General features: G+C 38.5%; 21 protein-coding genes, 3 tRNA genes and 1 pseudogene. 19 read left to right on the top strand and 6 right to left on the bottom strand.

All coding sequences use genetic code 11. The features are described from left to right. Positions 1–199: 199 nt before the first annotated feature. From FGD67_RS19420 to FGD67_RS19410, 3 genes are all read left to right on the top strand, one after another. A tRNA-Asn gene (locus FGD67_RS19420) sits at positions 200–275 on the top strand. Positions 276–528: 253 nt separating this feature from the next. Next, positions 529–604 (top strand) — tRNA-Asn (locus tag FGD67_RS19415). 48 nt (positions 605–652) lie between these two features. Beyond that, positions 653–728: transfer RNA gene (locus tag FGD67_RS19410), tRNA-Asn, on the top strand. Between the two features lie 318 nt (positions 729–1,046). Here the strand turns inward: FGD67_RS19410 and FGD67_RS19405 are convergent. Beyond that, positions 1,047–2,681 (bottom strand): M28 family metallopeptidase, encoded by a 1,635-nt coding sequence (locus tag FGD67_RS19405; RefSeq protein WP_257172675.1) that lies wholly within the window; start codon positions 2,679–2,681, stop codon positions 1,047–1,049. Between the two features lie 249 nt (positions 2,682–2,930). Between FGD67_RS19405 and FGD67_RS19400 the strand changes: the two genes are divergently transcribed. Further along, entirely contained in the window at positions 2,931–4,079 is a 1,149-nt protein-coding gene (locus FGD67_RS19400; protein ID WP_257172674.1) for a DUF3083 family protein, read from the top strand. Positions 4,080–4,146: 67 nt separating this feature from the next. Here FGD67_RS19400 and FGD67_RS19395 read toward each other — a convergent pair whose 3' ends face one another. From FGD67_RS19395 to FGD67_RS19380, 4 genes are all read right to left on the bottom strand, one after another. Next, positions 4,147–5,049 (bottom strand): FAD:protein FMN transferase, encoded by a 903-nt coding sequence (locus tag FGD67_RS19395; protein ID WP_306556768.1) that lies wholly within the window; start codon positions 5,047–5,049, stop codon positions 4,147–4,149. 157 nt (positions 5,050–5,206) lie between these two features. Further along, entirely contained in the window at positions 5,207–6,526 is a 1,320-nt protein-coding gene (locus FGD67_RS19390) for a DUF3570 domain-containing protein (protein WP_257172673.1), read from the bottom strand. Beyond that, entirely contained in the window at positions 6,517–6,768 is a 252-nt protein-coding gene (locus FGD67_RS19385; RefSeq protein WP_257172672.1) for a DUF4266 domain-containing protein, read from the bottom strand. Before FGD67_RS19385 ends, FGD67_RS19390 begins: the two co-directional genes overlap by 10 nt. A gap of 13 nt (positions 6,769–6,781) precedes the next feature. Beyond that, complete coding sequence (locus tag FGD67_RS19380; RefSeq protein WP_257172671.1) at positions 6,782–7,306, bottom strand: TlpA disulfide reductase family protein; 525 nt, start codon at positions 7,304–7,306, stop codon at positions 6,782–6,784. Positions 7,307–7,478: 172 nt separating this feature from the next. Between FGD67_RS19380 and FGD67_RS19375 the strand changes: the two genes are divergently transcribed. Next, positions 7,479–8,099: a LysE family translocator gene (locus FGD67_RS19375; RefSeq protein WP_257172670.1), complete on the top strand. Its 621-nt coding sequence runs from the start codon at positions 7,479–7,481 to the stop codon at positions 8,097–8,099. A 110-nt stretch (positions 8,100–8,209) separates the two neighbouring features. On the opposite strand, the gene FGD67_RS19370 is transcribed toward FGD67_RS19375, so the two are convergent. Beyond that, positions 8,210–8,767, bottom strand: coding sequence for a hypothetical protein (locus tag FGD67_RS19370; RefSeq protein ID WP_257172669.1), 558 nt, complete (start codon positions 8,765–8,767; stop codon positions 8,210–8,212). A gap of 180 nt (positions 8,768–8,947) precedes the next feature. On the opposite strand from FGD67_RS19370, the gene FGD67_RS19365 reads away from it, so the two are divergent. From FGD67_RS19365 to FGD67_RS19300, 14 genes and pseudogenes are all read left to right on the top strand, one after another. After that, positions 8,948–9,679 carry a helix-turn-helix domain-containing protein gene (locus tag FGD67_RS19365; RefSeq protein WP_257172668.1) on the top strand — a complete coding sequence of 244 codons (732 nt, stop codon included), beginning with the start codon at positions 8,948–8,950 and terminating at the stop codon, positions 9,677–9,679. A gap of 390 nt (positions 9,680–10,069) precedes the next feature. Then, the gene (gene ccoN / locus FGD67_RS19360; protein WP_257172667.1) at positions 10,070–11,491 is read left to right on the top strand and encodes a cytochrome-c oxidase, cbb3-type subunit I; all 1,422 of its coding nucleotides are present in this window, start codon (positions 10,070–10,072) and stop codon (positions 11,489–11,491) included. Between the two features lie 11 nt (positions 11,492–11,502). After that, the gene (gene ccoO, locus FGD67_RS19355; protein WP_257172666.1) at positions 11,503–12,147 is read left to right on the top strand and encodes a cytochrome-c oxidase, cbb3-type subunit II; all 645 of its coding nucleotides are present in this window, start codon (positions 11,503–11,505) and stop codon (positions 12,145–12,147) included. Continuing rightward, a complete protein-coding gene (locus FGD67_RS19350) occupies positions 12,147–12,350 on the top strand; it encodes a cbb3-type cytochrome oxidase subunit 3 (RefSeq protein WP_373567803.1) in 204 nt (67 codons plus the stop codon). The genes ccoO and FGD67_RS19350 overlap by 1 nt, the downstream gene beginning before the upstream one ends. Further along, complete coding sequence (gene ccoP / locus FGD67_RS19345) at positions 12,343–13,311, top strand: cytochrome-c oxidase, cbb3-type subunit III (RefSeq protein WP_257172665.1); 969 nt, start codon at positions 12,343–12,345, stop codon at positions 13,309–13,311. The genes FGD67_RS19350 and ccoP overlap by 8 nt, the downstream gene beginning before the upstream one ends. Positions 13,312–13,489: 178 nt before the next feature. Then, positions 13,490–13,990, top strand: a complete 501-nt coding sequence (locus FGD67_RS19340; RefSeq protein ID WP_257172664.1) for a FixH family protein — start codon at positions 13,490–13,492, stop codon at positions 13,988–13,990. 27 nt (positions 13,991–14,017) lie between these two features. Then, positions 14,018–16,417, top strand: a complete 2,400-nt coding sequence (locus tag FGD67_RS19335; protein WP_257172663.1) for a heavy metal translocating P-type ATPase — start codon at positions 14,018–14,020, stop codon at positions 16,415–16,417. Next, complete coding sequence (gene ccoS, locus FGD67_RS19330) at positions 16,414–16,665, top strand: cbb3-type cytochrome oxidase assembly protein CcoS (protein WP_257172662.1); 252 nt, start codon at positions 16,414–16,416, stop codon at positions 16,663–16,665. The genes FGD67_RS19335 and ccoS overlap by 4 nt, the downstream gene beginning before the upstream one ends. Positions 16,666–16,669: 4 nt before the next feature. Beyond that, a complete protein-coding gene (locus FGD67_RS19325) occupies positions 16,670–17,332 on the top strand; it encodes a sulfite exporter TauE/SafE family protein (protein WP_257172661.1) in 663 nt (220 codons plus the stop codon). Between the two features lie 53 nt (positions 17,333–17,385). Beyond that, positions 17,386–18,105, top strand: a complete 720-nt coding sequence (gene fnr / locus FGD67_RS19320) for a fumarate/nitrate reduction transcriptional regulator Fnr (protein WP_257172660.1) — start codon at positions 17,386–17,388, stop codon at positions 18,103–18,105. 173 nt (positions 18,106–18,278) lie between these two features. Further along, positions 18,279–19,211 carry a universal stress protein UspE gene (gene uspE / locus FGD67_RS19315; protein ID WP_257172659.1) on the top strand — a complete coding sequence of 311 codons (933 nt, stop codon included), beginning with the start codon at positions 18,279–18,281 and terminating at the stop codon, positions 19,209–19,211. Positions 19,212–19,343: 132 nt separating this feature from the next. Continuing rightward, positions 19,344–19,499 (top strand): annotated as a pseudogene (locus tag FGD67_RS19310) (tRNA 2-thiocytidine(32) synthetase TtcA); the annotation flags it as partial. Positions 19,500–19,665: 166 nt separating this feature from the next. Further along, positions 19,666–20,877 carry a site-specific integrase gene (locus FGD67_RS19305; protein WP_257172658.1) on the top strand — a complete coding sequence of 404 codons (1,212 nt, stop codon included), beginning with the start codon at positions 19,666–19,668 and terminating at the stop codon, positions 20,875–20,877. 61 nt (positions 20,878–20,938) lie between these two features. After that, positions 20,939–22,106, top strand: a protein-coding gene (locus FGD67_RS19300; RefSeq protein WP_257172610.1) for an IS3 family transposase whose coding sequence is annotated in 2 segments (ribosomal slippage) — positions 20,939–21,198 and positions 21,197–22,106 — 1,170 coding nt in all. Because the reading frame shifts where the segments join, the coding sequence is not laid out codon by codon here. Positions 22,107–22,130 lie beyond the last annotated feature (24 nt).

The following is a 22,130-nucleotide window of genomic DNA, read 5'->3' as shown; positions in this document are numbered from 1 at the left end:
AGTGGATAACTATGGTTTATATCCCCCTCAAAATAACACTGAGTATTTATTCAGCAAAATATGAGTGATTTTCCCCAACACTGCCTGCAATTTAAGCAAACAGTCAATAAAATGATTTTTTTCTAAGTTTTGTGTTGACAGTCTGACAAGCTGCCTTTAATATTCCGCCCCGTTAGCCAATAGCGGCTTTCAAAACAATTCCTCAATAGCTCAGTTGGTAGAGCAACGGACTGTTAATCCGTTTGTCCCTGGTTCAAGTCCAGGTTGAGGAGCCAAATTTATATATTGGTTTCAATGTTGCTTGGTAAAGCAACGGACTGTGCTGTTATTATGTCAGCGTTTGTCCCTGGTTCAAGTCCAGGTTGAGGAGCCAAATTTATATATTGGTTTCAATGTTGCTTGGTAAAGCAACGGACTGTGCTGTTATTATGTCAGCGTTTGTCCCTGGTTCAAGTCCAGGTTGAGAAGCCAAATTAAAAAGTAATGGCTAGTAATTTAATTACCAGCGGTTATATTAGAAAGAATAATTCCTCAATAGCTCAGTTGGTAGAGCAACGGACTGTTAATCCGTTTGTCCCTGGTTCAAGTCCAGGTTGAGGAGCCACATTAAGAGCTTTGCTCTCTTCCTTGATAAAGGAAGTAAAATTTTTATTCCTCAATAGCTCAGTTGGTAGAGCAACGGACTGTTAATCCGTTTGTCCCTGGTTCAAGTCCAGGTTGAGGAGCCACATTGAAGAAACCTGCTTTTTAGCAGGTTTTTTTTCATCTAGAATTTAGTGAAACCAACCCAATTGCTAAACGTATCAACCGCTCAGTTGCTAAACGTATCAACCGCTCAGTTGCTAGGGCAACGGACTGTACTCTTATCAAAACAAGCGTTTGTTTAGCTACCTGCCCTCTGTAAATTCAGTGTATCCCTATTTTTATTAACTGTTTTTCCGGTTCAGGCATAAAAAAAGCAGCAATTACATCATTGCTGCTTTGATAATTAACACTAAAAGCTTAATAAGCTCTAGATTGACCGTGCTATTGCGGTATTGACAAAATTAGCGTTTAAACTCTGAAGTTTTGCTCCACTGTGGCCACACATTTTCATTTGATAATTCATAACCAATTTCAAAGAAAGCTTGCATATCTTCGACAGCTCCAGAAAGGTCCCACTGTTCATTATATTCATCACATGCATTGTGATAACACTTAGCTAAAATAGGATCTAAAAGCGCTCGTAATGCTTTTGTTGCTTCATCAACTGGCTCTTTACCACTTTTAGCGTAAAGTGCTGGAACACCTATATTAGCGAAAGCAAAATGGTCAGAACGATAGTAAATACCGGCTGCTGGACGAGGGTCACCTGAAATAACGCGACCTTGTTTTTTAGCAGCTACTGTTAAGTAATCATCAAGCTGTGATTGACCTAAACCGTAAACGGAAACATCTTTACTACGACCATTAACATTTAATGCATCCATATTAATGTTGGCCACCGTTTTAGCCGCAGGGATCACTGGATTTGCCGCATAAAACTTAGAGCCGAGTAAACCTTGCTCTTCAGCTGTTACCGCCATAATAGTGATTGAGCGAGCAGGTGCCACCGGTAGCTTTGAGAACGCTTCAGCAACTTCAATAAGGGCAGCTGTACCTGAAGCATTATCAACAGCACCATTATAAATTTGGTCGCCATCTTTGCTGCTATCTTTACCTAAATGATCCCAATGGGCAGTATAAAGAATATGTTCGTCAGGTTTAGTACTGCCCGGTAAAGTGGCAATAAAGTTATATGATGTTGACTTTTTGACGGTATTTTTTACTGCTACCGAAGCTGTTAAATCCCCCATATCAAGATGATAACTACCTTTTGCAGCTTGTGCTTTTGCCGTTTCAAAGTTTAAGCCTGCTTTTGCAAAAAGCTCTTTTGCAACTTCATTATTAACCCAACCTTCGACGGCAACACGTCCTTTATTAAGATCTTCACGAACAAAACCAAATTGTGGACCTGTCCATGAATGTTCTACTACTGACCAACCATATGATGCCGGTGCAGTTTCATGGACAATGATCGCCCCTTCAGCACCTTGACGGCTCGCTTCTTCATATTTATATGTCCAGCGTCCGTAATAAGTCATGGCATTGCCATTAAATAATGCCGGATCTTTGGTAGCAAAACCTGGGTCGTTCACTAAAATAACAACCGTTTTTCCTTTAACGTCAAGTCCTTCGTAATCATTCCATTGATACTCAGGCGCATTAACACCGTAGCCCACAAAGACTAATTCAGAATCTTTAAGTTGCTCGAAATCACTAATGCGACTAGAGCCCATAACCATATCATGGCCATATTGATAATCTTTACCACCTATAGATAAGGTCATTTCTGGTGACGCTTCAATAGAGACCATAGGTACAGCTTGTAAAAAGCTTTCGCCATTACCTGGCTTGAAACCTATCGCAGTTAACTGTTTAGTCAAATAATCAAGCGTAAGTTCTTCACCTTTGCTCGACGGTGCACGACCTTCAAATTCATCAGAGGCCAGCACTTTAATATGCTCGATGAGTTGTTCTTTATTAATGCTGTTGTAACTCGCTGTTACATCTGCAGCACTGTTACTTTTAACAACATTTTCAGACCCACAGCCAAATAAAACAGCAGAGGTAAGTAAGGTAAAAGCTAAGGTTTTTTTCATATTTTTATTCTTAAGTTACGAGTGATGCAACGATTATAAACAAATACAGGGGAAATTAGGTAGGTCTAAGCAATAAATTTATATTGGCAAAAAATCACAGATAAGCCACAGATAAATCACTCCATATTTTTAAGTAATTTATTCTATTGGCTTGCCAATACTAATGAAGTGCTTATTAGACAAATATGCTGAGGTTGCGAGCTTACTTTTTGATATAAATCATATTTGCCTACATTGAATGTTGTTACTATGCTAACGTTTTTAATCAATGAGTTACTTGTTATGCCACTATCTCGTAAAAGAAGCGTTCAGCACAAAGTTCATATCCCATCTTCAGCACGTGAAAACCAATATTTACTTGCTAAGTTCACTATTACAGATAAATTAATCGAGAATGTTGCCGGTGCTATTGATCATACGAGTGAACAACCATTTTTAGCCTTTTATAAAAAGCTCTCTGCACTATTTTTTAAAATTAATGACCAGCTTGATATTGAAAGTGGCCAGTTTGTTGCCAACGACAAGTTTACCCGTATTCGCTTTAGCCCTGAAAAATTAACCGCCCAAACGGCACAACAAATTTTATTTCTTTATAACTCTCACTACCATTACAGTCAAAATGCTTATTTTGATGCCACAAAAATGGCCAATAAAATACATTTGGTGTTTTTGTCTAACGGTGATGATGTCAGACATAACTCAGCAATATTCCACCAAAAAGTTGTACAAGCCATTACTCAGTTTACTGAACAAACAGGGCTCGATACTCAAGATGTTCGTATCAGCGATCATCAGCATTTAACTTACGATTTATTTGCCAAAGATAAAGGTGTACAAGGTAATCAAGTGCATAAACTTCGTAGTATCTCTAATCGCTACGCTGCTGATGGTATTGCTTTACCAAAAAATACTGATGAATTAACTTACGCGATTATTGATCTACCGATTAACCGTCGCTTGCGTAATATTGTGCCATTAGATCATAGTGAGGGTGAAAATTACAGCCCGCTATATAGTTTTATTTCTGACGCTTTTGTCGATGCAGCTGAAAAACATAACCTTCATAATGGCGCTGTTATCGCTAATGGTTTAGTACCTATTGTGCGCCGCAGTGATGATGAAATGGCTGTAGCTAAAGGTGAGCTCTACATGTTGGGATACAATCCTAAAAATAACAATGGTGGCTATGTTTGCAAATGGGTAGCCGATCAACTTGTTGATAGCATGCAGCTTATTTTTGTTGCTAGTGAGCAAGATAAAACCAGTCACGGTTATGGTAAATTTTTAATGCAAATTGAGTCTGCTTTACATGCCATTGCTCAAAAGCTGAAATATATTAACGACAAAGAAGAGTTAACCGTTCGTTTCCACCAACACATTGGTTTTTATCAAGAATAAAGTTGAAACATTTGTATCTATGTGATTAAAAAATAAAAAACGCGCTAATAGCGCGTTTTTTATGCTGTTATCGAATTGCCCAGAATTTAATTTCTTGACCAGTTAGAAATGCTTCTGCGTTCTGCCCTTGCATTAACGCTAATGTTGCTAAAATTCCGGCCTGAATACATTGCGGTGCAACAACGGTGATTGAGCGCGGTGCTTGTTCCACAGGCCAACCAGTTTTCGCATTTAAAATATGACTATAGCGCACAGTAGCTTTTAATAGAAAACGCTTAGCATCGCCACTGGTTGCTAGTGCACCTTTAAGTAAGCTTACTACCATGGGCTTACGATCAACAAACCCTGGATGTTCAATGCCTACTTGCCATGGCACATTCTCTTGACGAGGTTTATTCGCCGCTAAATCACCGCCCAAATTGATCAGTACCGGTAACGAAGTTGATTGACTAGCGATAAGCAACGCTCGATCAACGGCATATTCTTTACCAATACCTCCAAAGTCTAGCTCCATATTTTTCGGTAAAATAATTTGCTGTTGATCAAACTGTACTTTTGGCCAACCAATGTTTTTAAGCGCTTTCTGCACACTTGCTGTGTTAGGAATATTATCGCTACCGTCAAACTGCCAAACTTTGCGAAGTACCCCAGAAGTGATATCAAAGACCCCTTCGCTCAGCTGATAACAAGTATCGGCAAAATTGAGTAAAGCGTAGGTTTCTTGATCAATTGCTAGCGATTGTCCGCTACTATGATTAATAGCCGAACAAACACTACTTGCTTTATAGCGTGAATATTTATCTTCAATACGCCAAACTTCATCAGCAACAAGTTGGCCTAAAGTTTGTGCTAGCTTTATATCACTACCTGCAACAATTACTTCACAAGGGCTGGCCATGGCATCAAAACGAACGTTATGACCATCTTCCGTTGCTAGTACTTTAACTTGTCTGTTTATCGTTTTCGGCAAATCACGTCCTATTGCATCTATTAAGCATAATGTCTATACCAATCCAGCTAAGCCTTAAAAATCGCCCTTTCGGCGCTCATATAACGCTAAGTACTCACTTATTTAGATGAAATGGTCTTATAAGTGCGTCCTTGCACAAAGTACTTTAAAATGGAGATTAAAATGAATAGCTTACTTGCGCAATAATAGCGTCAACACTTTCATATAAATCAGCACTTTCAAGCACTTCAGGTACTTGATAACCTGAGTTTTTAGGGTTTTGACGATAATACTCCAACCTAAACGATAAATCATTACCGTCGCTCATCTTCATACCATATTTCAAACCAATCGTGTACGCGCTCATTTCACCAATACGATAATCGGCGCTCGCAAACATAGGCATAGGGCTTGATTGGGTTAAAAAAGGCTGATAAAAATCAGCGGCACTTTGTTGATAGAAACGTAAATGTGGCTCAAGGTAACTGGTACTCGTTAACGGTACTCGCAGTCTTGAGTCAATGGTATGAGAGTCTAACTTCCAGTCATCCCACATATAGCGATAAGAAACATCAACTACATTTTGCTCAAAGTGGTATTTGGTTTGGGCAAATAAACTTTGCTTAACCCGGCTATCTGGTCGACTTTCATAAAGGTAATCTTGTGCATAACCATTACTGTCGAGCACACTCAATACTTTAAAAGGGTCACTTAAATAACCATCAACCGTTGAATAAGAATAATTAAACTGCATTAACATTCTACGGTTTATCACTTGAGTAAAACCTAGCATAATATCAGTCGTGGTTTTGTCATCGCTATCGGTGCGGCGCGTAGCATCAAACAGCTCTTTACTCGCACTTTCACCACTACCGTAAGCCGATGGCATGCTAGTAAAGGCAACAGGAATCCCACCTTCAGGCTCAAAAGTGTCTTGGAAATAACTCAAGCCCAATGAAAATGTTGAATTTTTATTATTAAAGTCATAGGCCAGGTTGCCATTAATGCCTAGTGATAAATAGTCATATTCTTTGGAAATATGTCCCCCCGCACTGCCAGTATAATTCTCAGCTAACGGTTGAGTCCATTGCGCATTAAATTGCACACGAGTATCTCTAAAGGTGTCATCGAGTGGCGTGGTGTTTTTGTCTGTTTGATAACTGCCTTTACCAGAAGGACGCGTAAAGGTTTGCACATTAGGTTGCGCGGTAGCACCATTCGCTGAAGCACCGGTTAATGAATCAATAGTCAACTTCAGGTTAAGTACTTCATCATTCTCGAAGGTTTTTTTCGCATTGATAATAGCTTCTGCGACTGATACCCGATCGCTTTCACTGTAATACAAAAACGCCGTATCAAAATCCCAAGATGATTCTTCAGTTACTTGCTGTGGCTCTTGTGCATAACCAACAGCGGATACAGAACCGAGCAATGTTGTCGTGGCAAGTGTTAATGCCGCCTTAATATTTACCGGACTCTTTTTCTGAGTTAATTGCATCCGCACCCTCCGCCACCAAAGCTTTTACCGCCGCTTGACGCTTCTTTACTAAAATAAATATGATCATCAAGCGCGGCATCTAAAGGAGATGATGTTAATGCCATTTCATCTTTTGCCAATAAATCACGCTCCCAAGGTTGTACACCTAATGAAGAGCAACCGCTTACCAGTGATATTGCTAAAAATATTACCGAGTAGCAAAGTCGACTAACACGATAAGGCTTTAAATATGATCGGCTCATAACCATTTCCTTACTATTGATTTAATAAAGCAGTAATTTCTGCTTCATAACTTTTAATTCTATTGGTGAAAAAGCCACTGTGGCTTTGTCGTATCTTGCCTTCTCGGTCTATCAACATACTGCTTGGCATACCCTTAATATTAAAATGTCGAGCAATGTGGCCCTTAGGGTCGTAAATCACCGGAAAACTTACGTTGTTACGGGTTAAAAACGCTTTTGCTAGTGCTAGCTCAGCATCAAGGTTAACGCTGACAACCGCAAAACCTTGCAGATGATGTAGATGTTGCATTTTATTCATCCAAGGAAATGACTTGCGACATGGCACGCACCATGAAGCCCAAAAATCGAGATAAACCACTTCACCTTTGTGCTGCGCCAGTATCGCTTGCAAAGCAACTTGTGATTGCGCTAAACCTTCATTTTCTGCACTGTGAGCCTGTATACTAAGGCCTAAGAGCAAACTGACAGTTAGACTTATTAAGTCTTGACGAACTTTGCTATAACACTTGAGCTTTCTACTACTGAGCTGTTTCGTCATTATTATTTATATCTAGAGACATTCGGCTATTCAATATAGTTTTTATTTCTTAAGCCAAGCTTAAGACAGTTTAAGAAAAGAAATCTTTTCTTACGCTATAACATTCATTAGGATAAAATAGCTAAAAGTTTTCTACCCTCCATCAAATCACTAACATTTAGGTAAAATACTCTTGATAGATATCACCTTGCTCAGCCTATTTATTCCAACATTTTTTATTGTCAGTTTAACGCCTGGCATGTGTATGACACTCGCGATGAGCTTGGGGATCACTATTGGGGTAAGAAGAACATTTTGGATGATGTATGGTGAACTACTAGGTGTTGCTACCGTTGCTGTTACTTCGGTATTAGGTGTTGCTACAATAATGACTAAATTCCCCCAACTATTTCAAGCATTTAAAATGCTAGGAGCATTATACTTAGTCTATGTGGGGCTCAATATGTGGCGAGCCAAAGGTAAGCTTTCGACAAGTTCTGATCAAGAGCCAAAAACCATTAAAAAGCGTAGTTTATTCCAGCAAGGTTTTTTTACTGCAATTGCTAACCCGAAAGGTTGGGCATTTATGATCTCACTATTACCGCCATTTATTAGTCAAACATTACCCTTAGCACCACAGTTAGGCATTTTGGTTGCGGTAATATTAACCTCTGAATTTATCTGTATGACGATCTATGCCACGGGTGGAAAAACTATTGGTAAGGTTTTAACACAGCGTAATAATGTGCAACTGCTCAATAAAATATCCGGCAGTTTAATGATTTTAGTGGCAATTTGGTTGGCGAGCAGTTGAGCATTGCGCTAATTAATGGCTTCAACATTGGCATGTCGCTATGACTCAATAGCCCCATTTTAGGTGGGCCCCCCCAAAATTTAACTTAACTTAACTTAACTTAACTTAACTTAACTACGATAACTGACGATAGTTAGCATTTTCGTCTGTGTTTGGTTATCAGCCATAGTAAAGGTCAACCACACTTGCCAAGTCATTTGCGCTGCGGAGCAACTCCCAACTAATAGCTCACCACGAAATATTTGCTGGTTATGCTTATTGGCTAATAACGCCTTCTTTTGTGCTTGCGCTTTTAAACTCGACATTTTATCTACAGCCAGCTTATCTGTAGCAACCTTAGGCTCTAAAAATACAGGAATTTTACCCATAAACATGTCGACACCCTCCATATAGCCACTCACCGCTTTAATACGATTAGCGCCAGTGTAGTTAACTGACATATTAAATGCTTGCTCCGCTGTTATTCTGTTAACATCAAATAACACTTCCACACGACCACCAGCCAGTTCAAAGTGACATTGACTTTGCTGTTCAATGCATTGCATAACGCGAGGTTGCTTAGCATTCAACTGATGGCTTTCGCTTTGACTTTGATCATTACAAGCACTGAGCATAGTTATTAGCAGTAGCACTGAAAAATTTCCAAGTGTTTTTTTACGGTTTGTCATCAGAAGAGACCACAGATAAGGAATTAATTGCCATGATACCTAAAACACAGTGATATTTATCACTTTTTTAAGCCTTGTTTTTGATTTGAAACAAACCTACTTTAATTTGCATTCGTTATAATTCATCTCGTATCCGATTTTTCATATTCAACCGCGCTTAAAGTGACCATAGGCAATAAAATGACAACATGTATTAAGGTAAAAGAACCTAACATCAAATACGTAGACTGTGATAATTGCTCAATGCAACCTATTTGCGTACCGTTGAAAGCAGGAAAAACAGAAGTATCGATCATGGACAGTTACTTGTCTAGGCGCAATATCGTCAATAGCTCAACACCACTATTCCACGAAAAAGAAAGCGCCAATGCAATCTATGCCGTTTGCGCAGGTAGTTTTAAACTCACGGAAATAACCCCAGAAAATAAAGAAAAGGTCATTGGTTTTCGCTTTCCTGGAGAATTAATCGGTGAAGATGCTATCCATACGCAGCACTACAACTACAATGCGGTAGCAGTTGGTACGACTAGCGTTTGTAAAATTGATTTAAAAGAGCTCAATGAATGCGGAAAACTGATGCCAGAGCTACAATTGAACTTAATTTCTTTATTGAGTAAACAAAATTCCATGCTACGTGAGGAATTTACATCTGTCGTAGCAAAACATACTGCCGAAAGTTTATTAGCCGCGTTTATTCTCAATATGCTAAAACGTAATGCACAGTACCAAGAAAGTGAAACCAAATTGCATTTACCCGTTGGCCGCGATGTTATTGCCAATCATCTGGGCTTTCGTCGGGAAACTCTCAGTCGCATATTTTCTAAATTCCAGCATAAAGGTTTACTGACAATTCATGCGAAAGACATGGAAATCTTAGACTTAGATGGATTGAAAAATATCGCGTATGATTAATTTTGTCGCACTTTTCACAGTGCGACACTTGCATATACAATATTTTATGACTCTTCCCTGCCGTCACTAAATGTGTGAATTTCAATCACAAGTTAAATCGCTGTTTTAACTAAATTAGCCTACTTTTAATAGTAACCGTCCACTGATGTAGTAATAATTTCCATCTTACTAATCACTTATCTAACAAGATTAAAGCACCAGCAATTTTTTTGTTGATTTAAATCAAGCTTTACGGTTGATTTATGTCATGGGCGAAAGGTAAAATTACATCGAATTTGAAACAACTCACTACAGATTGTGACAATTATCACGGCTTCTCAGCATTTTTCATAAAAAAGCCTATTTTTTTATAGAAAATGCAAAATTTAACCTAGTAACGGAACAATAAAAATGACAACAACGCTTGATCATCCGTCCTATAACTTCAAAGTGGTGCGTCAATTCACCGTAATGACAGTTATTTGGGGGATCGTTGGTACTCTAGTAGGTGTTCTTATTGCAGCACAATTAATTTGGCCTGCATTAAACTTTGAAACACCTTGGTTAACCTATTCTCGTCTTCGTCCACTGCATACCAATGCGGTAATTTTTGCTTTTGGTACCAGTGCACTGTTTGCTACTTCATATTATGTGGTACAACGTACATGTAAAACTGTCCTCTTCGGTGGAAAATTAGCAGCTTTTACATTTTGGGGCTGGCAAGCCATTATCGTTCTTGCCGTGATAACTTTGCCACTTGGTTACACATCAAGTAAAGAATACGCAGAGCTAGAATGGCCGATTGATATTTTAATCGCCGTTGTCTGGGTCAGTTACGCTATTGTATTTTTTGGTACTTTAGTGAAACGTAAAACCTCGCACATCTATGTTGCAAATTGGTTCTTCGGTGGTTTCATACTTACCGTGGCGGTATTGCATATAGGTAATAGCATGGCGATCCCTGTCTCAATGTTTAAATCCTATTCCATCTACTCCGGCGCGATCGATGCCATGATGCAGTGGTGGTATGGCCATAATGCCGTAGGCTTCCTATTAACCGCTGGTTTCCTAGGTATGATGTATTATTTCGTACCAAAACAAGCTGAACGTCCGGTTTACTCTTACCGTTTATCAATTGTTCACTTTTGGGCACTAGTTTCTCTATATATTTGGGCTGGTCCTCATCACTTACACTACACAGCTTTACCTGATTGGGCTCAATCAGTAGGTATGGTTATGTCTATCGTATTATTCTTACCATCTTGGGGTGGTATGATTAACGGTATTATGACGTTATCAGGTGCATGGCATAAACTTCGCCACGATCCAATTCTTCGTTTCTTGATTGTGTCATTATCGTTCTACGGTATGTCTACATTTGAAGGCCCGATGATGGCAATTAAATCAGTGAATGCACTTTCTCATTACACTGACTGGACTGTTGGTCACGTTCACTCAGGTGCACTAGGTTGGGTTGCAATGGTGTCAATTGGTGCTATGTACCATTTAATTCCAGTACTATTTAATCAAGGTCGTATGTACAGCATTCGTTTAATCAACATTCATTTCTGGATGCACACAGCCGGTATCGTTTTATATATTGTTGCTATGTGGATTTCAGGTGTAATGCAAGGGTTAATGTGGCGTGCGGTTAATACTGACGGTACCTTAACTTACAGCTTTGTTGAAAGTTTAACAGCGTCATACCCATTCTACTTCATCCGTTTTATTGGTGGTGTATTAGTGGTTGCAGGCTTTATTTTAATGGCTTACAACATGTTTAAAACTATGGGTGCTAAAGACGGAAGTCTTAAACCTGTAGAAATAGCTTAAGGAGCCAGACCATGATCAACAAACACGAAAAAGTTGAAAAAAGCGTTGGCTTATTCTTTATCTTTACTATTTTTGCTATCAGCATCGGTGGTTTAGTTGAAATTACGCCATTGTTCTTCCAAAAAGCAACCACCACACCGGTTGATAACTTGCGCCCTTATACCGCTTTAGAAATGGAAGGTCGTGATATCTATATCCGCGAAGGTTGTAATGTATGTCATAGCCAAATGATCCGTCCTTTTCGTGCGGAAACAGAGCGCTATGGTCATTACTCAGTTGCTGGTGAAGGCGTATGGGAACATCCACATTTATGGGGTTCAAAACGTACAGGGCCAGATTTAGCCCGTGTTGGCGGTCGTTATAGTGACGATTGGCACCGTGCGCATTTACTTGACCCTCGTTCTGTTGTACCTGAGTCAAATATGCCTTCGTTTAAATGGTTAGCTGAAAATACCCTTGATGGTGAATTAACAGCGAAAAAGTTATCAACATTTAACTTCTTAACACGTAATCGTAGTCATAAAGACGAGCAAGGTAATGCTATTCCTCTTTACTCTGAAACTGAAATTGCTGGTGCAGAAAAAGCAGTTAAGGGTAAAACAGAAATGGATGCATTAATTGCATATCTTCAGTCTCTTGGTCATGCGTTGAAATAATGATGATGGACTATGGCACGCTTAGAGGGCTAATTGCCCTATTAATATTGGCATTATTTATTGTCATTGTGGTTTGGTCATATTCAAAAAAACGCAAATCTGCGTTTGATGAAGCGGCAAATTCAATTTTTGAAGAACCAACAAAAACTGAATTAAAACATTCTGACAAAAATAACAAACAGGAGACTAATAATAATGTCTAGCTTCTGGAGTATTTGGATTACCGTTCTTACCTTAGGCACACTAGTAGGTTGTTACCTACTGTTGCGTTGGTGTTTAAAGAACTTTGCAGGCGTTGAAGAAGGTGCGTCTATGGGACATACCTTCGACGGCATTGAAGAATTAAATAATCCACTACCAAAATGGTGGAGTACGTTCTTCTTATTAACAATCATTTGGGGTTTTGGTTACTTATTGCTTTACCCTGGTTTAGGTAACTTTGAAGGCTTATTAGGCTGGAAGAGTTCAAACCAAGGTATATTGAACTTATCTGAGTCAAAAGCGAGTGTTGCAAAAGCAAAAGAAGCTGGCATGTTAGTTCAGTATGACCGTGAAGTAGCGGCAGCTGACGCAAAATATGGTCCAATCTTTGAAGCTTATGCTGCACAAAGTATTGAAACCTTAGCTGGCAATGAAGAAGCATTAAAAGTAGGCCAACGTCTATTTTTACAAAACTGTTCACAGTGTCATGGCTCTGATGCTCGCGGTACAACAGGCTTCCCTGACCTAACCGATAAAGATTGGTTATACGGCGGTTCACCTGAAATGATCAAAGCCACTATTATGCACGGTCGTAAGGCTAATGGCATGATGGCTTGGAGTGCGGCATTAGGTGGCGAACAAGGTGTTAAAGAAGTTGCTGCTTTTGTACTTAGCTTAAGTGGTCGTGAAGTTGATACGACAGCTGCTGAAGCAGGTAAAGTTAAATTTGCTATGTGTGCTGCTTGTCATGGCGCAGAAGGTAAAGGTAGTGCTGAAATGGGCATTCCATTAGGTGCTCCAAACTTAACTGATAACGTTTGGTTATACGGCGGTTCACCGCGAGCAGTTGAGACGTCAATTGCTAACGGTCGTGCTGGTGTAATGCCTGCTTGGGATAAAATCCTAGGTGAACAAAAAGTTCACGTGATCAGTGCCTATGTTTACAGCTTGTCACAAAATTAACAACAACTAAAATTAACGGGTTTATCTGCCCTTAAAAACAAAACCTTAGTGTTTAATTACACTAAGGTTTTTTATTATTTAAATGAAAATTAAAGTTCATAAAATTAACACTTTTTTGATAGTTCCCGTATAAGAAAAGTCGTATAATGTCTGCACTATCAGCAAAGAAGAAAATTTCATGAAAACATCTTGGTATCAAGAGCCTTGGGCATGGCTTGTATTTATATTGCCTTTTACTGCTGTCGTTGCCGGTATCGCTACTTTTATTATTGCCAATACCAATCCAGACACATTAGTGGTCGGTGATTATTATAAAAAAGGTAAAGCGATCAATCTTGAATTAGGCAAAATTAAGCAAGCACAAAAGTTGGGCATGCGCTTTGGCTTGAAGCTTGTTGACGATCAACTGATCATTCGTCCAACCGGTATCGAAAAAGAATTCCCATTACTCAATGTTAATTTCTATCATCCAACACTGGCCGATAGAGACTTCTATTTAGCACTAACAGCAGATGGTAATGGTAACTTTACCCATCACTTTGAAGCTGGCCAAGACGTTTCAGGTAAATGGCGTGTAACGCTTAGCCCATTTGAAGATCACTGGAAAATTCAATCTGTGATCACCTTACCTCAAGCTGACTATATCGATATTTCGCCAAATCCTGCGGTCGCAAATTAACAAAAGATTATTAATGGGTATAGGTTAATGAGCATAAATTGTTTTCATTGCGGTGAACTTGTCCCCAGTGGTATTGATTTAACAGCAAACATTGAAAATATTAGCCAACCTATGTGCTGCATAGGTTGTCAAGCTGTTGCCCAAACCATTGTCGATAACAACTTAACCGACTACTACCGCTTTCGCAGCGCACCGGCCCAAAAAGGTGAGGCCTTGATCCCGGAGCAATTGCAGCGTAACGAAATTCTCGACGAAGAAAGTTTACAAAGTGAATTTGCTTATTACCATGATGGTTTTAAAGAAACCATATTAACCATTGAAGGTATCAGTTGCTCAGCATGTGCCTGGTTGATAGAAATGCAAGTCAGCAAGCATCTTGGAATTAATAAAATAAATGTTAATGCCACAACACAAAGAGCAACAGTGCAATGGCAAGAAGAACAAGTAAAATTAAGTGAAATTCTGAGCTTAATAGAAAAAATTGGCTACCATGCCCTGCCCTTCAAAGCCAGCACTGCAGAAGAGCTAAATAAGAAACAAGCAAAGAACTTCATCAAACGTTTAGGCATATCAGGCATATTAATGATGCAAGTGATGATGATCGCCTTTGGTTTATATTTTGGTGCTTTCTCTGACATGGCTGAACACAATTTAGTTTATTTACGTTGGACCAGCTTTTTCTTAACCATACCAATTGTCACCTATGGCGCTTTCCCTTTTTATAAAAGTGCGTATTTTGCCCTTAAAGCGAAACAGCTTTCCATGGACGTACCGGTATCTATTGCCATCAGTCTTGCCTTTCTTGCCAGCGCTTGGGCAACATTTACCCAACAAGGTGAGGTATATTTTGAATCAGTGTCAATGTTCACTTTTTTATTGTTGATCGGAAAATTCTTAGAGTTTCGCGCTCGCTCCCGAGCCGCAGATGTGTCAGCAAATTTGTTAAAACTAATGCCGATGACAGCGACTAAGCTCGTTGACCAGCAAGAAAGCTTTATCGCCGCAACACACTTAAAGGCAGACGATATTATTTTAATCAAGCCTGGCGAAACCATTCCGGCTGATAGTGAAATTATCTCAGGTAACAGCCAAATTAATGAGGCGATGTTATCTGGTGAGCAACTACCTCTGCATAAAAGTGAGCAAGATATTATCTATGCCGGCACCATTAACGGTGATGGCAACTTAACGGCAAAAGTAAAACACAATAATCAAAAGTCATTTTTAAGCCAGCTGATTCGTTTAAGTGAAAACGCACAAACGCACAAACCAAAGCTGGCAAAACTGTCAGATAAAATCGCGCAATACTTTGTCGCATTAATTCTGATCACTGCCTCTTGTACAGCATTTTACTGGGCTCAACATCAACCAGCAGAAGCATTTTGGATTACTTTATCGGTATTAGTGGTCACTTGCCCTTGTGCTTTATCGTTAGCAACACCAACGGCATTAACTTGTGCAACCACTCGTCTCAATCGTGAAGGTATCATGGTAAAGTCTGGTCATGTCTTGGAAGCCATGCCTAAAATAGACGCAATAGCCTTTGATAAAACAGGGACGCTTACCACCGGTGAATTTACCATCACAGAAGTGGTTACTCATGGTAAGTTTTCCATAGCGAGTAATTCCGAAGGTAAAGCGCAAGTTTTAGCTATTGCCGCCGCACTTGAAGCACACTCTGCTCACCCCCTTGCCAAAGCTTTCACTTGTTATCGAGATTTTAATCAAAAAATCTCACAGGTCGTTGTAGCACCAGGAGCAGGTATTAGCGGTGAAATTAATCAACAGCATTATCGCATCGGTAAAAACTCATGGTTACTGCAAAATAACAACCAACAAGCTCATAGTGCACAATGCGTACTGATGGAAAATGAAAGCTTAATAGCTGAATTTTATTTACATGATGGTTTGCGTGATGATGCCACAGATTTAATAAAATTTTTACACACTGAAAACATTAAAACCCTCATGCTTTCTGGTGATCATTTAGCTGGCTGTAACAAGTTACAAGCCCAATTACAGCTAGATAATGTCCAGGCAAACTTATCAGCACAAGATAAAGTTAACGCCATTAAGCAACAGCAAGTCACTCACACTGTCGCTATGATTGGTGATGGTGTTAATGACAGTCCAGTATTGGGTGCTGCACATTTATCTATTGCCATGGGAAGTGGTACAGATATAGCAAAAAGTGGTGCTGATGTTATATTGTTGAACAATAAATTAGCGTCGATTCAAACATTAAGAACGGTCTCTGAACGTACCACGCGTATTATAAAGCAAAATTATCTTTGGGCGTTTGGTTATAATGCCATTGTATTACCACTGGCTGTTATGGGTTATATTGCTCCCTATATGGCGGTAATTGGCATGTCTGCCAGTTCAATACTCGTAGTGAGTAACTCTTTAAGGTTGTTAAAAAAATGAGTGTGATTTATGTTCTAATTCCCATTGCAATTTTACTTACCATTATCGGTATTTACCTATTTTTTTGGGCCGTCAAAACCGAGCAATTTGATGACTTGGAAAAGCAAGGCATGAGTATTTTATTTGATGATGACAATGATAAAGCCGCTAAGGATAATAACAAAAGCTCAACAGCAACAAATTGCGTACCTAATGAAAATAAAGTGCAGAAAGACAAAATAGTAATAAGTAATCAGGTTAAAAAGTAGTTTTATGAGCCTTGATTTTTTTTCTGCTTTTATTATTGGCTTGCTGGGCTCAGGGCATTGTGTGGTGATGTGTGGTGGTATCAGTACTATGCTAACCACCGCGATATCAGATGCCTCTCAACAGAAAAAATACGTTATTATCTTTGCCTATAATTTTGGCCGTATTGCTTCTTATAGTGTGATTGGTGCTCTAGTCGCCTTCACCAGCTCAATGGCAACAAAAGAAATTGGTTTGCCTGTTTCATTACTGAAAACCATTGCGGGTATTTTCCTTATCCTATTAGGTTTATATCTAGGACAATGGTTAATGTGGTTAAGTCATGTTGAGCATTTAGGCAAAAACCTTTGGCGTCATATCTCACCAAAAACAAAAAAATTCATTCCGATTAAAAATATTAACAGCGCTTTCGCTTTAGGCGCATTATGGGGCTGGCTACCCTGCGGGCTAGTGTATTCAACTCTAACTTGGGCTTTGGCTAGTGCCGATGCAATTAATGGCGCTCTGATCATGTTTTTCTTTGGACTTGGCACTTTACCTGCTTTACTTTCAGTATCATTAGGCACAATCAGCATTAAGTCATTGCTGAGTAATGCATTATTCAGGAAGTTAGCCGCCATTTCAGTTATTTTTTATGGCTTTTACACTATACTTATTGCATATTTATAATACATCTAATATGATCCTAGTCATTAAAAAGCCAAAAAAAGCTATAGGTTATTATGAGTCAAAAATCATGCACAGGTCAGCAACATATTCACTGTCAAAATTGCAGTATCAGCGAACTATGCTTGCCATTTTCTCTTAATGATAAAGAGCTCGATACGCTCGACAATATCATCGACCGTAAACGACCTATTCATAAAGGTGAGCAAATCTTCAATGATGGTCAGCCTATGCACGCCCTTTATGCTATTCGTTCAGGTACATTTAAAACCTATACCGTCAACGAACAAGGTGAAGAGCAAATTACTGGCTTTCATTTAGCTGGCGACTTACTTGGCTTTGATGCGATCGCAGAATCAGAGCATCCAAGTTTTGCTAAGGCTTTAGAAACCTCTATGGTTTGTGAAATTCCTTATAACACCCTCGACGCTCTGTCTAATACGATGCCAAAATTAAAGAAACAAATTTTGCGTATGATGAGTACAGAAATTCGTGAAGATCAAGAAATGTTAACCTTACTGAATCGGAAGAATGCTGAGCAACGCTTAGCAACATTTATCAGTGCATTAAGCAGTCGTTATCATGCTCGTGGCTTATCAGCTTCTGAGTTTCGTTTATCAATGACTCGCAGTGATATTGGCAATTATATTGGTTTAACCGTTGAAACGATTAGCCGTCTGCTTAATCGCTTCCATAAGAATGGCTTAATTCAAGTCGATGGTAAGTTAATTATTATTCTAGATATTAATAAATTAAACGAGTGCGCAGCACTCTAATTTAATTTTCTCACCTAACATCATAAACTTCCTTATTCAGGTATTTCACGCTATGCTTAGCGTGAAATACCATTTATATTTGACACGATAATAATTTGATTTAAAACAACTATTATTGTTACAAAGTAGACTATTGTTATAAGTACAGTAGGTAATTGATAAAGGAATTAACTATGGAAAAGTATCAAAAAATACTCGCGGTTGTTGATCCAACAACTGAAGATCAAAAAGCGTTAAAACGTGCCATCGAACTTGCACGTAAAACCGGCGCTAGCATTACCGCATTTTTGACCATATATGATTTTTCTTATGAAATGACTACCATGCTATCAAGCGATGAGCGTGAAGCCATGCGTCAATCGGTAATAAATGACAGAACACAATGGTTACAATCCATTCTTTCAGAACTCAATACCGGCGAAATCAGTATTGACTGTCAAGTTATTTGGCATAACCGCCCATTTGAGCAAATCATTAACCAAGTTTTAAAACATGGCTATGACATAGTTATTAAAGGTACACACCAACACGACAAACTTAAGTCGGTTATTTTCACTCCTACCGATTGGCATATTTTACGAAAATGTCCATGCCCTGTTTTATTAGTCAAAGAACATTTATGGCCTGATAACGGCAATGTTGTTGCCGCATTGAACATTGGTAGTGATGAAAAAGAGCATAAGTCACTTAATGACAAAATCACCGCTGAAGCTAAGCAGCTAACAAAAGTAATGAATGCAAATTTACATTTGGTTAATTCATTCCCTGGTACTCCAGTAAATATTGCCATAGAAATTCCAGAGTTTAACGCTAGCGATTATAATAGCTCAATGCTAAAGCATCATGAAAATGCCATGCAAGAGCATGCTAAGGCATTTAATGTTGCCAAGGAAAATACTCATATTAAAGAAGGCCTACCTGAAGATGTCATTCAAAGCCTAGCAAACAAATTAGATGCCGAGCTAGTTATTTTAGGCACGGTTGGTCGTACCGGCTTATCAGCAGCCTTAATTGGCAACACTGCCGAGCATGTCATTGATAGATTGAATTGTGACGTATTGGCCTTAAAGCCTGACGGATACATATCTCCCCTTGATGTCGACTAAGGTTATATAACACCTTAGTCACATAAATATTAATAACATAAAGTTGAACTCAGACAATAAATTGTCTTGTTCAACTTTTTTCATTTAATTGCTTGGGCTATACTACGCGCCGCAATTTATCAGGAATTTACTATGAGCGCAGATTTAAAATTGGCCCTTTCCCCGAGCCAAGAAACACAATTACATAAACTCGAAAAACGCTTACGCCGCCATGTCGGTCAAGCTATCGCCCAATATAATATGATTGAAGATGGCGATAAAATCATGGTGTGTTTATCCGGAGGTAAATTATGTGTAATATAATTATCAGAAACTAAATAATCGGTTAACAACAATAGTTTCCATTGTAAGAACAATAAGATAGTAAATTTATATTTATTTACATCCGTTTTTATAATGTAAACTATTTTTTTTACCTATACACTTAAGTAACCATAAAATACGGAAATCATTTATGAAGGTTATTACATACAAAAATAATGGAAAAACTCGTTATAGTATTTCTGATGATAGATATATTCCACTACATCACATAATTACATATTACCTACAGGTTGAACTTGGGAGAAAATCTAGTAACACAATAGAGAGAAAAGCTTATGAGTTATTGTTTATTTTTAAGTATTTCAAAAAGAGAGGGATAGATTTGATTCAAAGCATTGAAGAGTTAAATTTTATTAGTGAGGAAGAAATTAGTATCTTTGCTAAGTCGTGTAAGTTGAAAGCGCAATTAGTTGATAAGGAAGTCGTTACAACAATTTTCACCCAAGTGTCACTTAGAAATTTAATGGCTCGAAATCAGCCAACTGATAATATTGTAGAAGAAGGTACAGCTAAAGGTAGATTTGATACTTTTATTCATTTTTTCAAATTTGTCTTTCGTCGGAATCATGCCCGCAAAGTATTAACGCAAGCTCAACAAAATAATTATAAAGAATGTTTGATTGAGTTGGTCACTTCAAAAAAATCAATGGGGAGTTGGAGTAAAAAAATATCCGACCCTTTCATGTCTAATTTCTCTGACGAAAAATATTTTGAGTTACTTGACATAATTAATCCTAGTAACGACAACAATCCATTCAGTTCAAAAATTAGGAATGAGTTAATAATCAAAATCCTTATCGATACAGGAATAAGACGAGGAGCTGTCGCCAAATTAAAAATAAGTGATGTATTTAATGACAAAGAACCGAGAATTAGGGTTACCAAAACCCCTGATGATGTAACGGATCCAAGAAGAAATAGAGCATCTCAAAAAACTAAGCCTCATGTTTCCCCGCTGAGCCCTGAGTTAGCATCGAGGCTTGAATATTACATTAAGGAGATACGAAGCCACATACCAAACACTGATACACATGAGTTTGTATTTGTGACCGAAAAAAATTGTAGAGGAACAATAGGGAAACCTCTGGCTTTGCGGAATTACAATAGTATTTTTAAGAAACTAAGTAATATTTTAGGCGTAGAGGTCACACCACATACGCTCCGATATAAATGGAATGAGGTCTTTGATGTAAATATTGATTCCTTAGCTAAAGAACTGAACCTTGACTCTCAAACAAAAGAGGATATCAGAAAATACGCTATGGGTTGGACAGCTAACTCTGAAATGGCTGATATCTACAATAACTTTAGGTTAGCTGTAAAAACAAGAGAGCATCACTGACGTGGTTTAATGGATTCGACTACCCCAGTTAAGACATAATAACCTTAACTGGAGAACATAAATGACAAAACGTAAAAAATACACCAAAGAGTTTAAACTTGATGCAATTTCTTTAGTCAGAGATCAAAATATTAGTGTATCTGAAGCGAGCAGAAATCTAGGTATTGGAAATCAAATGCTTGGCCGCTGGATCAAAGAAGCAGAACAAGAAGATGGTCAAGCTTTTCGAGGTAACGGTAAGCTAACACCTGATCAAGAAGAAATACGTAAATTAAAAGCCCAAGTAAAGCGCCTGGAGATGGAGCGTGAGATATTAAAAAAGCGACGGTCTTCTTTGCAAAAGAAACGAAGTGAAATATTCGTTTATTACCCATCATAAGAAGATCTGGCCTGTGGTACTTATGTGCCGAATATTGGGTGTAAAAAGCAATAACTATTATAGTTATCAAAAGCGTAAATTAGATAAGCCAAGTGATTCAACACACCAAGAGATGCTTGAGTTAGTAAAGGATATTGCCAAATTTAGTGACAATACCTATGGCGAAAGACGTATTAAAGCGGTACTGAATGCGTTGAGTTTCCGCGTAAGCCGATGGACAGTAGCCAAATTAATGAAAGAGGCTAATGTTTGGGTTCGTTACAAAAAGAAATATAAAGCAACAACCAATAGCAATCACAATAAGCCGCTTTATAAAAATGAGCTTGAGCAAAATTTCATCACAGAGCAGCCAAATCAAGTGTTTGTTGGTGATATCACTTATATTTGGACTGCGGAAGGTTGGCTCTATTTAGCGGTTGTTATCGACCTATACGCTCGCAAAGTTGTTGGCTGGAGCATGGGGTCAAGAATGAAAGCTCAACTTGTCTGTGATGCACTAACGATGGCTGTTTGGCAAAGAAGCCCAGAGAAAGGACTTATTGTTCATTCCGATCAAGGTGTTCAATATGCAAGCCACCAGTACCGAAAATTACTTAATAACAATGGCTTTATTGGCAGTATGAGTAAAAAGGGCTGCTGTTGGGATAATGCCGTTGCTGAAAGCTTCTTTGGTAGCCTAAAGCAAGAGCGTGTTCATTGGAGAAATTATGAAACACGCTATGAAGCGCAACAAGATATAATGAATTACATAACCATGTGGTACAACAGTAAGCGACTACACTCTTACTTAGGGTATCAAAGCCCAAATGATTTTGAATTAAAAATTAATGAGTTAGAAAAAGTAGCTTAACTAGGGTGACTGAATTTACTTGAC

The organism is Colwellia sp. M166, from assembly GCF_024585285.1.
GTDB lineage: Bacteria > Pseudomonadota > Gammaproteobacteria > Enterobacterales > Alteromonadaceae > Cognaticolwellia.
Note: the sequence above shows the minus strand (reverse complement) of the source record. Positions and strands in the feature narration are given on the sequence as shown.